Here is a 13,471-nt window from a genome sequence, read left to right on the forward strand (position 1 = left end):
CAATTGCCGCGTTCGTCCTATCTGGACGGTCGTGAGGCTTTAGCCTCTCCGCATGCAGCCCGGACCGCCCTACCACCAGGGCCCTCAGCAGCCGTATCCACCGCAGGGATATCCCGGCTACCCGCAGCCCGGATACGGCCCGCCGCCCAAGAAGTCGAACGCCGGGCTCATCATCGGCCTCGTCATCGCCGCGGTGGTGGTGCTCGGCGGTGGCGGTGTCGCGGCCGTCCTGCTGTTGTCGAATGACTCCGGTTCGTCGTCCGCTGCGCCGACTTCGTCCAAGAAGTCCGGGCCACCGGACAAGTACGCCGCCATGCCCGGCTGCGAGAAGATCGGCAGCGGGGTGCGGAACCTGCCGCCGCTCGAAACTCCGAAGGGCGAGGAGCCGGCGAGCACTTCGAACAACGACGTCGTCTACACGGTCTCTTCGTGCTCTTGGCGCGAGTCCGGGGCTCCGTCGGCTTTGGTGACGATGTACCTGTCGAAGTCGAAGGAACCGGGCACGGGTTCCGGTGAGGACTGGGCCAAGGCGGGTTACGACAACGCCATGCGGGACGGCGGGGAAGTCATCCCCACGCTCGCGAAGGCGACCAAGGCCGGTTACAACGACATCCGGTCCGCCGGGCAGTGCTCGATCAAGCTGTACCAGGGGAACGTCGAAGCGCAGGTCATCGTGAGCGGCGCCGAACCCAGCAAGCCCATCGATCAGAAGCTGTGCAAGGAGAACGCCCTGAAGGTCGCCAAGGCGACCTCCGAGGCGATCGGCTAAGCGATTTCCGTGACCTGGAGCTGCCCGGTCGGCCCGTCGCCGAACGGGTTCTCCCAGCCGTGCCACTCGGCGGCGAGGACGTAGAGCGAACTTCCGTCTTCGCCGCCGATTGCGCAGGAGAAGCAGCCCCGATCGGCTTCGACCTTCTGCAGCACTTCGCCTCCTTCGCGGACGCGGACGCAGTGCTTCCTCGCCACGTCCGCGTACCAGACGGCGCCCGCGGCATCGAGGGAGATGCCGTCGGGGTGGTCGCCGCCGAGGTCCGCCCACACCCGCCTGCCGGAAAGCGAACCGTCGTCGGCGATGTCGAACGCGGTGAGGCGGTTGCCGTGCGATTCGGCGACGATCAGCGTCTTGTCGTCCGGGGTGACGGCCATGCCGTTGCCGAAGAGGATGCCGTCGGCGACCTGGCGCACTTCACCGTCCGGGCTGACGAGGGCGAGGACGCCGGGTGCCTGGAGGTCGTGCGAGCCGTTGACGAAGGCGTTTCCCCGGCCGTCTGTCACGACCTCGTTCAGGAAGGCGGCGACGGGGCTGAGATCCGCGTAGACGCTCAGGTCCGCGTCGAGCAGCTGGGCGTTCGGGCCGTCGGCGATGATCAGGCGGCCGTCGGGGAGCCAGTCGAACGTGAGCGGCATCGCGGCCGGCACGTTCACGATGACCTCGCTCTCGCCGCCGGGAGTGACGGCGAGGATGTCGCCCGTGCCCCAGTTCGCCAGCCACAGACGGCCGTCGTGCCAGCGCGCGGATTCGGGGAGCTTGAGGCCGTCGAGCAGGGTCTTCATGGTGTCTCCTTCGGTCGTTTGCCCCCTACACGAACGGGCCTCACCGTTTTCGACACCCCAGGTACGTGAAGGCCCCCTTCACTGCGTCTAGCGCAGTGAAGGGGGCCTTCACGTACTTGTCAGGCGATCAGTCGAAGGCCCGCGCGATCAGCGCCTTCTGCTCGACCTCGTGCACCTTGGACGAACCGGCGGACGGCGCGGCCATCGGACGACGTGAAACGACGTCCAGGCTGGAGAACACCTCCGGCAGCTTCCGCGGCAGGTTCAGCCCGAAGAACGGCCACGCACCCTGGTTCTCCGGCTCCTCCTGGACCCAGACCGCGGGAGCGCCGTTGTAGCGCTCAAGCGCCGCCAGCAGCTTCTTCTTCGGCAGCGGGTAGTACTGCTCGACCCGCACGATCGCGACGTCGTTCGCCTCGCGCTTGGCGCGCTCGGCCACGAGCTCCCAGTAGAGCTTGCCCGAGGTCAGCAGGACCTTGCGGACCTTCGACGGGTCGACGTCGGCGTCGTCGATGACCGACATGAACTTCGTCTGGCCGGTGAAGTCCTCGACCTGCGAGGTCGCGGCCTTGTTGCGCAGCATCGACTTGGGGGTGAAGACCACCAGCGGGCGGTTGACTCCGTCGAGGGCGTGCCGGCGGAGCAGGTGGAAGTAGTTCGCCGGGGTCGACGGGACCGAGACGGTCATCGAGCCCTCCGCGCACAGCGAGAGGAAGCGCTCGATGCGGCCGGAGGTGTGGTCCGGGCCCTGGCCTTCGTGGCCGTGCGGCAGCAGCAGCACGACGTCGGAGAGCTGGCCCCACTTGGCCTCGCCGGAGGAGATGTACTCGTCGATGACGGTCTGCGCGCCGTTGACGAAGTCACCGAACTGCGCTTCCCACATGACCAGCGCTTCGGAGTTGGCCACGGAGTAGCCGTACTCGAAGCCGACCGCCGCGTACTCGGACAGCGCCGAGTCGTAGATCATCACGCGGCCCTGGTTCTCGGCCAGGCTGGCCAGCGGCGAGTACTCCTGGCCGGTCTTGCGGTCGATCAGCACCGAGTGGCGCTGGGTGAAGGTGCCGCGGCGTGAGTCCTGGCCGGACAGCCGCACCAGGCGGCCTTCCATGGCCAGCGAACCGAAGGCGAGCAGCTCGCCGAACGCCCAGTCGACGCCGCCTTCGCGGGACATCTTGTGGCGGCGCTCCATGACCGGCTTGACCCGCGGGTGCGGGGTGAAGCCTTCGGGGACGTTGAGGAACGCGTCGCCGATGTGCTCGATGACCTCGGAGGTGGTCGCGGTGGGCACCTTGGCCGGGACCTGCTGCTCCTCTTCGACCGAGGGGCTGGCCTTCGCCGGGTGCTTCTCCAGCTCGCGGACCTCGTTGAACACGTGCTCCAGCTGGCTGGAGAAGTCGCGCAACGCGGCCTCGGCCTCTTCGACGGAGATGTCGCCGCGGCCGATCAGCGATTCGGTGTAGGTCTTCCGGACCGAACGCTTCGTGTCGATGATGTCGTACATCGCCGGCTGGGTCATCGAGGGGTCGTCGCCCTCGTTGTGGCCGCGGCGGCGGTAGCAGATCAGATCGATCACGACGTCCTTGTGGAACGCCTGGCGGTAGTCGACGGCCAGCTTGGCCACCCAGTGCGCGGCCTCGGGGTCGTCGCCGTTCACGTGGAAGATCGGCGAGCCGATCATCTTCGCGACGTCGGTGGCGTACTGGCTCGACCGCGAGTGCTCGGGCGCGGTGGTGAAGCCGACCTGGTTGTTGACGATGACGTGCACGGTGCCGCCGGTGCGGTAGCCGCGCAGCAGCGCGAGATTCAGGGTCTCGGCCACGACGCCCTGGCCCGCGAAGGCCGCGTCGCCGTGCATCAGGACGGGGAGGACGGTGAAGCCCTCGCCACCCTTGTCGAGGATGTCCTGCTTGGCGCGGACGATGCCTTCGAGGACCGGATCGACGGTCTCCAGGTGCGACGGGTTCGCGGTCAGCGACACCTTGGTCTCGCCGTCGCCGAACATGCGGAAGTACTTGCCCTCGGCGCCGAGGTGGTACTTCACGTCACCGGAACCGTGCGCCTGGCCCGGGTCGAGGTTGCCCTCGAACTCCTGGAAGATCTGCGCGATCGGCTTGCCGACGATGTTCGCGAGCACGTTCAGGCGGCCGCGGTGCGGCATGCCGATAACGACCTCGTCGAGCTCGTGCTCGGCGGCCTTGTCCAGCAGCGTGTCCAGCAGCGGGATCGCGGTCTCGCCACCTTCGAGGGAGAACCGCTTCTGGCCGACGTACTTGGTCTGCAGGAAGGTCTCGAACGCCTCGGCGGCGTTGAGCTTCGAGAGCACGTACTTCTGGACGGCGGGGTCCGGCTTCTCGTGCGGGATCTCGACGCGGTCCTGGATCCAGCGGCGCTCCTCGGGGTCGAGGATGTGCGTGTACTCGATGCCGACGGTGCGGCAGTAGGAGTTGCGCAGCACGCCGAGGATGTCGCGCAGCTTCATCCGCTCCTGGCCGGCGAACCCGCCGACCGGGAACTCGCGGTCCAGGTCCCACAGGGTCAGGCCGTGGGAGAGGACGTCGAGGTCGGCGTGGCTGCGCTGCCGGTAGTTCAGCGGGTCGGTGTCGGCCATCAGGTGACCGCGCATGCGGAAGGCGTCGATCAGCTCGATCACGCGCGCGGTCTTGTCGACCGGGCCGTCCGGGATGTCGGCGACCCAGCGGATCGGCTCGTAGGGCAGGCGCAGGCTGGTGAAGACGTCGTCGTAGAAGCCGTCCTCGCCCAGCAGCAGCTCGTGGATGCGCTTGAGGAACTCGCCCGACTCCGCGCCCTGGATGATGCGGTGGTCATACGTCGAGGTCAGCGTCATGATCTTCGAGACGCCGAGGTCGACCAGGGCCTTCTCGCTGGTGCCCTCGAAGTGCGCCGGGTACTGCATGGCGCCGACGCCGATGATCGCGCCCTGGCCCGCCTGCAGACGCGGCACCGAGTGGTTGGTGCCGATGCCGCCGGGGTTGGTCAGCGAGATCGTGGTGCCGGAGAAGTCGTCGGCCGTCAGCTTGCCGTTGCGGGCCTTCTTGACGATCTCCTCGTAGGCCTGCCAGAACTGCATGAAGGTCATGTTCTCGGTGGCCTTGATGGAGGCCACGACGAGCGTGCGGGCGCCTTCCTTGCCCTTCATGTCGATCGCGAGACCGAAGTTCACGTGCTCCGGCGTGATCGCGAACGGCTTCCCGTCGATCAGCTGGTAGTGCCGGTTCATGTTCGGGAAGTTCTTCAGCGCCCGGACCATCGCGTAGCCGATGAGGTGCGTGAAGGAGATCTTGCCGCCGCGCGTGCGCTTGAGGTGGTTGTTGATGACGATGCGGTTGTCGGCCATCAGCTTCGCCGGGACGGCGCGCACACTCGTGGCGGTCGGCACGGACAGCGAGGCGTCCATGTTCTTCGCGATCGCGGCGGCGGCGCCACGGAGCTGCTTCGACTCCGGCTCGGCGGCCTTCTCGGCGGGCTTGGCGGGGGCCTGCGCGGCCGCCTTGGGAGCCGCGGCCTTCGGAGCGGGCTTCGCTTCGGTCTTCGGGGCGGGCTTCGCCGGGGCTGTCTGCTTCGCGGTGGACTCCGCCTTGCGGGCGGTCGACGGCTTGGCGGCCTGGCCGTTGGTGCCCGCGCCCTCCTTGGCGGTCTCCGAGGAGGTCTGACGTGCGTCGTCAGCCTTCGTCTTCGCGTCCTGCGTTGGCTTGAAGTCCGCGAAGAAGTCGTGCCAGGCGGCATCGACTGAGGTGGGGTCGGCGAGGAACTGGTCGTACATTTCCTCGACAAGCCACTCGTTGGGGCCGAATTGTGACGCAGGGCTGCTGCTGGACACGGCTTGGACTCGCCTCTATCCGTCTCGAGATCTTGAACACCGCTGATGCGCCTACCAGGCTAACCCCCTCGGTCGCAGCCGTGTGATGGAACTGGCCTGTGTGAGGCGTGGCGCACTAGGTGATGGGTCACTGTCTCGATCAAGAGATCGAAACCCGGCCGGGCCGCGCTCGCCCGGGGGAGCAAGGGACCTTTGCTGTCACTTCGCCGTCTGCGCAGGTCAGGTCACTGATTGGTCGGGAAAGGTTGGCTGGGTGGTCGTGCCCGGACAGCCTGGAGTTCACGTCGGCGGGTTTTGCTGGGTGGAGGATGCGGCCGGTGTCGTGCCGGCCGCCGATCGCCCGCGAGGTGGTGGCAGCCGATGTGGCTGGACGAGTGCCCGTCGTTCTGGGACGAGGGGCGCGTGCGCCCCTTGGTCACCGAATCCGGCAAGGTCGTCCTGATGTGCGACTCGTGCTCCGCGGTCTGGCCGACGCTCGACGACTTCAAGGAGATGGAGCACGTCGAGCCCGACGAGCCGGACTGGGCGGTGACGGCCGGGGTGCACGTCCGGCCCGGGACCTTCCGGTGGGCTTCGGAGCGGGACCTCGAGGTCGCCGGGATGAGCGGCCTCAAGTGGCGGCCTTAGCCGGGGTACGGGCGCTCCGCCGGTAGCAGCGCTTCGGCGTCTTCGATGCGGTTCGCCGCGACCAGGGCGCCGATCTCGCGCATGACCGGGGTGACGTCGGTGACCGCGGTGATCCATTTGTCGACATAGCGATCGACGGCCTCGCCGCTCAGCCCCATCTGGAGCGAACGGTGCTTCAGCGCGCCGAGCCGGATACTGCGTTCCGGATCCCATTGGACGCGGACCGGGCTGGTCTCGACCTCTGTCCGCCACGCCTTCTGGTCGGTGTGGACGTCCGCGTCGTAGTGGCTGAGCGCCGCGTGTTCGAGCGCCCAGGCGAAGCCCTCGCGAGTGATGTCGAGGGCGAGCACGCGCTCCTGACCGGGCTTCGCGGCCCAACCGCAGCGGTACGCCATCCAGAGGAAGGACGGCTTGATCCAGGTCATGCGTTCGCGTTTGAACGGCGGCACGAACGTGCCCGCCTTCAGCGCGGCGTCGGCGATGGACGGCGAGTACGCCTGATAGACGCGGATCGTGGTTTCGGTGTGGACGGCGCGGATCTGCCGCGCCGGGATCTCTTCGTTCATTTGCCGCTCAGCGTGACAGGCGCGGGTGCTGGCGCGCGACCGAAATTCCTTCGCCCAAGGGCTTGCGGTTCTCGTGGACGCCGGAGGTCGGAGGTGCCGCGTTCGGGCGAGACGGGCGATCACGTGTGATCAGGCGGCGATCACTCGTGATCGGAGACGGGACTCGTGTGATCAGGCGGCGATCACGGAGTTCGCCGTCTGATCACGCGAGTCACGCCTTCGCTCACTGCGGGGTCAGCCGAGGGACCACAGGCGCGCGTAGTGGCCGCCCGCGCTGACCAGGTCCTCGTGGGTGCCCTGTTCGATGATCCGGCCGTGGTCCAGCACCACGATCCGGTCCGCCTTGGCGGCGGTGGCGAGCCGGTGCGCGACCACGAAGGTCGTGCGGCGCCGCGCGAGTTGTTCCGTCGCGCGCAGGACGGCGGCTTCGGTGGACGGGTCCAGCGCCGCTGTCGCCTCGTCGAGCAGGAGGACGTCCGGGTCCACGAGTTCGGCGCGGGCGAGGGCCACGAGTTGCCGCTGCCCGGCCGAAAGCGACCGTCCGCGTTCACCGACCGGCTGGTGGAAACCGGCCGGAAGCGCGGCGACGCCGTCGAGCGCGCCGACGGACCGGACCGCCTCCTCGACCTCCGCGTCCGTCGCGGAAGGCCTGCCGTAGCGCACGTTGTCCGCGACGGTCCCCGAGAACAGATGCGCTTCCTGCGGTACCACGCCCATCCGCGTGCGCAGGGCCGCCAGGTCGTATTCACGGATGTCGGTCCCGTCGATCCGGACCACGCCGCCGGTCGCGTCGTAGAAACGCGCGACGAGCTTCACCGCCGTCGACTTCCCGGCGCCCGTCGCCCCGACCAAGGCGACGGTCTCCCCGGGTGCGACGTCCAGCGAAAGCTGCGACAACGCGGGTTCGTCCGTTGCGGTGTAAGCGAAATCGACGTCCTTGAACGAGACCTCGCCCCGCAGCCGCTCCGGGACCGCGACCGGTTTCTCCGCCTGCGGAACGGAAGTCGGCGTGCGCAGGAGATCACCGATGCGCGACAGGCCGACCCGCGCCTGCTGGTAGCCGTCGAACACCGAGGACAGTTGCTGGATCGGCGAGAAGAACTGGCCCAGGTACAACAGGAACGCCACCAGCACACCGGCCGACAGCGTGCCCGCCGCGACCCGGTTCGCGCCGACGATCAGCACGACGACCTCGGCCAGCCCGGAAAGCATCGCCGCGAAAGGGAAATACGTCGCGACGAGACGCTGGGCGCGAAGCCGCGAACGCCGGTACTCGTCGCTGCGGGACGCGAACTTCTCCGCCGTGCGCTCCTCGCGCGTGTACGCCTGCGCGACCCGCAGCCCGTTCACGTTCTCCTGCATGTCCGCGTTGACGACGCTGACCCGCTCCCGGGCTTCGGTGTACGCCTTGGACGAAGCGCGGCGGAAGATCACCGTCGCGACCACGAGGATCGGCAGCACCGCGAGCGCGTACGCCGCCAGCCCGAGGTCGGTGACCATCAACGCGGCCGCGATCCCGACCAGGGTCAGCGCGCTCACGACGGCCTGGGCGACCCCGGTCTGCAGGAACGTCGAAAGCGCGTCGACGTCGGTCGTCATCCGGGTCATGATCTTCCCGGACAGTTCGCGTTCGTAGAAGTCGAGCCCGAGCCGCTGCAGATGCGCGTAACTGCGTACGCGCAGCGAGTACAGCACCGTCTCGCCGACCCGCGCCGTCATCTTGGTCTGGAGATAGACCACCAGCCAGTCCGCGAGGATCACCAGCGCGCCGATCCCGGCGGCCAGCCAGATCACCGCCTCCGCTCCGGCGCGCACGCCGTTGTCGATGCCGTGCTGGTACAGCGCGGGCATCGCGATGGTGGCCAGCGCGTCCGCCGCGACCAGGCCGATCACCACGGCGAGCGGGCCGCGTACCGGCTTCAGCAACCGGCCGAGGCGGAACTTCGGTTCGGGCGCGGTGACGTCGGTGCCCGGCAAGTGCGGGACGTCCGTCGCGGGCGGCAGTTTCCGGACGCCTTCGATGAGCTCCTCGCTCGGCGGCAGGTTGACGTCCCACTCGCCGCCGGTGCCCTTCCTCTCACCCGCGAGTTCGTCGGCCTTCTCCTGCTCCGGCCACAGGGCCGGGGTGACTCCGGCGGGACCGCAGTCGAGGCCTTCGCAGCGATGCGGTTCCTCGACGTCGTCACCAGGTCCCGCGACGAGTTCGCGGAACAGCGCGCAGCGCGCCAGCAGTTCCTCTTCGGTGCCGACGTCGACGACGCGGCCCTTGTCGAGCACGGCGATCCGGTCGGCGAGGGCGAGAGTGGAGCGGCGGTGCGCGATCAGCAGGGTCGTCCGGCTCGCGGTGACCGAGCGCAGCGTGTCGTGGATCGCCGCCTCGGTGACCGTGTCGATGGCGGACGTCGCGTCGTCGAGGACCAGCACGCGCGGGTCGGTCATCAGCGCCCTGGCCAGGCCGAGCCGCTGCCGCTGCCCGCCCGACAACGTGAGGCCGCGCTCGCCGACGAGCGTGTCGTAGCCCTCGGGGAGCCGCTGGATGAACTCGTCCGCCTCGGCCGCCCGCGCGGCCGCGCGGATCTCCTCGTCGCTCGCGTCCGGCCTGCCGTACGCGATGTTGTCGCGCACCGACGACGAGAAGAGGAAAGCCTCCTCGAAGACCACGCCGATCGCGCTGCGCAGGTCGTGCTGCCGGATGTCGCGGACGTCGAGGTCGCCGACCTGGACCGAACCGTCGTGCACGTCGTAGAACCGGGGCAGCAGCAGCGAGATCGTCGACTTGCCCGAACCGGCCGTGCCGACCAGCGCGAGGGTCTCGCCCGGCCTGGCCTCCAGCGTGAGCCCGTCGAGCACCGGATCCGACCGGGTGTAGCCGAAGGAGACGTCCTCCAGCCGGACGCCGAGCGGGCCTTCGGGCAGCGGCCGCGCGTCCGGGCTGTCGACGACGTCCGGTTGCGCGTCGATCAGTTCGTTGACCCGCTCCGCGCCCGCCCTGGTCAGCTGGGCCTGGACGACGAGGCTGGAGATCATCCTCGCCGGGCCGATCAGGATGGAGAGATAGGTCGCGAAGGCCAGGAAGGTGCCGAGACTGACTTCGCCGTTCAGCGCCAGGACGCCGCCGACCGCCAGCACCGCGACCTGACCCGCCGCGGGCAGCGCCGCCGTGGTGGCCGTGGGCAAAGAGGACAGCCGCGCCGCGCGCATGCGTTCGGCGAAGAGCGTCTTCGCCGTCTTCTCCAGCTTCGCGACTTCGCGCGCTTCCTGGCCGAAGCCCTTCACGACGCGGACGCCGGTGACGGTCTCTTCGACCTGCTGCGCGACGTCGGCCGCGCGCTGCTGAGCCGCCCAGGTCGCGGGGAAGAGCCGCTTCCGGCTCACCGCCATGATGATCGCGATCGCCGGGGCGACCACCATCGCGATCAGAGTCAGCGTCGGGGACATCCACAGCATCGCGCCGAGCGACAGCAGCGCGAAGATCACCGAGCCCGCCGAGAGCGGCACCTGCATCAGGACCGACGTGACCAGCTGGAGGTCCGAGATCGCGCGGGAGGCGACCTGGCCGGTGCGCAGGGCGTCCTGCTTGCCGCCGTCGAGCCGGGAGACCGCGTTGAACACCTGTCGGCGCAGATCGTGCTGGACGTCGAGGGCCAGCCGCCCGCCGACGTACCGGCGGGCGAAGGCGTTGCCGAAGGTCAGCACCTGCAGCACCGCCATCACGGCGGCGAGCAGGCCGAGGTTCGAGGTGTCGCCGGCGACCGCGCTGTCGAGCGCTTCCCGGATCAGCAGCGGACCGGCGGCCTGCAACCCGACGCCGATGATCGCGGCGCCCAGCGACAGCACGACCAGCCACGGGTGTTTCCAGCACGAAGCGGCCAGGCGGCGGATCCAGCCTCCGGCGGGTGCGGGGGTGGTCTCACGTGCCGGACTGGCTTGACGCGGACGAGGTGGAGCAGTAGTCACCCCGCCAGCCTAGGCCGCCGCACCGACATGATCGGCCGGTTCGCGGAGGGCCGAATGCCATGAACGGTCCGTTCCTTGCGAATTCGGCCAGGAACGGACCGTTCATGGCGTGTGTGATGAGGTGAACCAGCCCTACGTTCGGTCGGGGCAAGTGCCACATGTCGACGCCACCGAACGGTGATGAAGGGGCGCCTCCCCGCTCAACCTGAGGTTGATGCGGGTCGACGCCCCTTCGGCACGTTTCCGTCAGCGCGCGATCAATTAAGTGATGTCCTTCTTCTGGTTCACGGCCCAGCCTGCCAGGAAGAAGATCATCGTCCAGCCGAAGAAGATGAGCGCCGAGGCCCACCACGAGAACGCGCCGGGGGCACCCGCCGCGTACTGCAGCGCCCACGCCGTCTCGTCCTGCAGGCCGGGCACCTTCACGCCGGCGGCGCCGAACGCCTCCGCGCCGATGGCGCCCACGATGCCGTTGACCGTGCCGTTCGGCAGGACCCCGCCCAGCCACGTGATGTCCGCGGCGCCGAACATGACGAACACCAGGACGTTCTCGACGACAAGCATCCAGATCGTCAGCGTGATGATGCTGCCGACCACACTGCGCCAGACCGCGCCGACACCGATGCCGAACAGGGTCGCCAGGATCGTCGCGAGGACGCCCGCGCCCAGCACGCCCAGCCACTGGCCCGCCGTCGGCAGACGCTGGCTGTCGACGGTGATCACGGTGCCGAGGCTCGCCGCGCCCACGATGATCACGCCGTAGATCGCGCCCCACGCGATGTAGGTGATCATCTTCGCGCTCAACGCCGAAACCCGGTTCGGGGCGGTGAGGAACGTCGTGGTGATCGTCTTCTTCGTGTACTCGCCGGCGAGGGCGAAGACACCGAAGATGATCGGGATCATCGTGCCGATGTTGATGCCGTGCCCGAGCGCCAGCAGGCCGACGGGCAGCTCACCGGTCGAGATGCCGAGCGCCTGGGTCAGCTCACGGGTGTCCGAGCGGCCGAGGAAGTCGCTGAAGTCGTTCGTGACCATGCCCCAGAACAGGGCGAACGCGAACGCGAAGACCACCGCGGGGATCATCAGCGCCCACCACGCCTTGAGCGTGAGCGTCTTGCGGAACTCCGCCTTGATCAGGTTGCCCATCAGCCCTGGCCTCCCCAGCCCTCGTTCTGGCCCTGCTGCTGAGGCGCCTGCTGCTGAGGCGGCGCCTGCTGGTACTGCTGCTGTTGCTGCGGCGGCTGAGCCTGCTGCTGGAACTGCTGCTGCGGCGGCGCGAAACCGGGCGGCGGGGTGTTCTGCGGTGCGTAGCCGGGCGGCGGCCCCTGATATCCGGGCGGCGGGCCCTGATAACCGGGAGGCGGACCCTGGTAGCCCGGCGGCGGGCCCTGCTGCTGGAACCCGGGCTGCGGCGCCGCGTACTGGCCCTGCGTCAGCTGGAAGAACATCCGCTCCAGATCCGCGGTCTCCTCCTGCATGCCGTAGACCGCGATGCTCGCCTTCGCCGAGATGTCACCGATCTGCTGCACCGTCGCGCCGGAGACGGCGACCCGGCCGTCCGGCATCGGCGACACCTGAGTGATGCCCGCCTCCTGCAAGGCGGCGACGAGACCGTTCGCGTCCGCGGACTGCACCAGCACCCGGGACTGGTTGCTCTTGCGCAACTGATCCAGCGAGCCGTTGTACCGCGTCATGCCCTGGCTGATGATCACGACCTGGTCGATCGTCTGCTCCACCTCGTTCAGAAGGTGGCTCGAAACCAGCACCGTGCGACCCTCACGCGCGTACGCGCGCAGGAAGTTCCGAAGCCACAGGATGCCTTCGGGGTCGAGACCGTTCGTCGGCTCGTCCAGCACCAGCACCTGCGGATTCCCCAGCAACGCCGTCGCCAGTGCCAGCCGCTGCCGCATACCGAGCGAGAACCCGCCCGCCTTGCGGTCCGCCGCCGACGAAAGGCCGACCAGGCCCAGCACCTCGTCCACCCGCTGATCCGGCATCCCGATCGCCGCCGAGTACACGCGCAGGTGATTCCGCGCCGTGCGCCCCGGGTGGAAACCCTCGTTCTCCAGCACCGAACCGACGACCCGCGCCGGATTTCCCAGCTGGTCGTGCGGGCGCCCGTTGATGGTCGCCGTGCCGTTCGTGGGCGTCACCAGCCCGAGCAGCATCCGGAGCGTCGTCGTCTTCCCGGCGCCGTTGGGCCCCAGGAAGCCGGTCACCGAACCGGGCTCCACCGTGAAGCTCAGATTCTGGACCGCGTTGACCGCACCGAACTGCTTGCTCAGATTCTGCACCGCGATGCGGCCACTGCCGTCGTGCATACCGTCCCCTTTTGTTGACGAAGGCCGATCACGCGACATCCTGCCTCACCGGGTGAGTCCGCACTCGCGGAAGGGGGCAATCCACCGAAAGCGACCTTCGTCACGTTCGATGCGGTGACGAAGCCGCCTCACAGCGCACCCGGCGCTGCGCCGAATGGCCGCTGACTACGGGATATGCGGCGTAGGGCGCGGAAAATCACCGACTGCCGCGAAGGTCTGTGAAGAAGTAATTCCGAAGACATGGCAACCCCATGCAGCGCGGCGGCGACTTATTACCTACGATGTAGGAGGCGGCCCGCTCCCAATGACCCCCAGGTTGGTTGAGCGGGCCGCCCTTAGCTCACTTCCCTCACCTTGTCGGCGCTTCGCGCCCTCCCTCGGTGAGGACTTCGTCGTATCACCCGAGGCCCCGGACCCTCTGCGGTGCGTGAGGCTGCGGTTCGCAAGTGGGATCGGCCTACTGCGCGACACGCCCCCAAAGTCCGTGAAGGCCTCCTTGAGGGACTCTGAGTCCCTCAAGGAGGCCTTCACGGACTTGCGCACAGGGCGGGTGTCCTGACTTTCAGGACAAGTGGTCTGGTAACGTGCGACGTCACATCATATATCAG

General features: G+C 68.5%; 8 protein-coding genes. 2 read left to right on the top strand and 6 right to left on the bottom strand.

Features of this window, described 5'->3' with window-relative positions; genetic code table 11:
• Nucleotides 1–52 precede the first annotated feature (52 nt).
• Nucleotides 53–769 carry a hypothetical protein gene (locus tag AB0N89_RS28230; RefSeq protein WP_364210208.1) on the top strand — a complete coding sequence of 239 codons (717 nt, stop codon included), beginning with the start codon at nucleotides 53–55 and terminating at the stop codon, nucleotides 767–769.
• On the opposite strand, the gene AB0N89_RS28235 is transcribed toward AB0N89_RS28230, so the two are convergent.
• The gene (locus AB0N89_RS28235) at nucleotides 766–1,554 is read right to left on the bottom strand and encodes an SMP-30/gluconolactonase/LRE family protein (RefSeq protein ID WP_364210211.1); all 789 of its coding nucleotides are present in this window, start codon (nucleotides 1,552–1,554) and stop codon (nucleotides 766–768) included. The genes AB0N89_RS28230 and AB0N89_RS28235 overlap by 4 nt on opposite strands.
• A gap of 127 nt (nucleotides 1,555–1,681) precedes the next feature.
• The gene (locus tag AB0N89_RS28240) at nucleotides 1,682–5,392 is read right to left on the bottom strand and encodes a multifunctional oxoglutarate decarboxylase/oxoglutarate dehydrogenase thiamine pyrophosphate-binding subunit/dihydrolipoyllysine-residue succinyltransferase subunit (protein ID WP_364210214.1); all 3,711 of its coding nucleotides are present in this window, start codon (nucleotides 5,390–5,392) and stop codon (nucleotides 1,682–1,684) included.
• 360 nt (nucleotides 5,393–5,752) lie between these two features.
• Between AB0N89_RS28240 and AB0N89_RS28245 the strand changes: the two genes are divergently transcribed.
• Nucleotides 5,753–6,019, top strand: coding sequence for a hypothetical protein (locus tag AB0N89_RS28245; protein WP_191255249.1), 267 nt, complete (start codon nucleotides 5,753–5,755; stop codon nucleotides 6,017–6,019).
• Here AB0N89_RS28245 and AB0N89_RS28250 read toward each other — a convergent pair.
• The 4 genes from AB0N89_RS28250 to AB0N89_RS28265 form a co-directional block, all read right to left on the bottom strand.
• Entirely contained in the window at nucleotides 6,016–6,585 is a 570-nt protein-coding gene (locus AB0N89_RS28250) for a DUF4291 domain-containing protein (RefSeq protein WP_364210218.1), read from the bottom strand. The genes AB0N89_RS28245 and AB0N89_RS28250 overlap by 4 nt on opposite strands.
• A gap of 234 nt (nucleotides 6,586–6,819) precedes the next feature.
• Nucleotides 6,820–10,467, bottom strand: a complete 3,648-nt coding sequence (locus AB0N89_RS28255) for an ABC transporter ATP-binding protein (RefSeq protein WP_364210242.1) — start codon at nucleotides 10,465–10,467, stop codon at nucleotides 6,820–6,822.
• Between the two features lie 336 nt (nucleotides 10,468–10,803).
• A complete protein-coding gene (locus AB0N89_RS28260) occupies nucleotides 10,804–11,688 on the bottom strand; it encodes an ABC transporter permease (protein WP_364210221.1) in 885 nt (294 codons plus the stop codon).
• Nucleotides 11,688–12,863 carry an ABC transporter ATP-binding protein gene (locus tag AB0N89_RS28265; RefSeq protein ID WP_364210224.1) on the bottom strand — a complete coding sequence of 392 codons (1,176 nt, stop codon included), beginning with the start codon at nucleotides 12,861–12,863 and terminating at the stop codon, nucleotides 11,688–11,690. The genes AB0N89_RS28260 and AB0N89_RS28265 overlap by 1 nt, the downstream gene beginning before the upstream one ends.
• Nucleotides 12,864–13,471: the final 608 nt, after the last annotated feature.

Origin of the sequence: Amycolatopsis sp. NPDC089917 (assembly GCF_040684635.1) — a bacterium.
Classification (GTDB): Bacteria; Actinomycetota; Actinomycetes; order Mycobacteriales; family Pseudonocardiaceae; genus Amycolatopsis.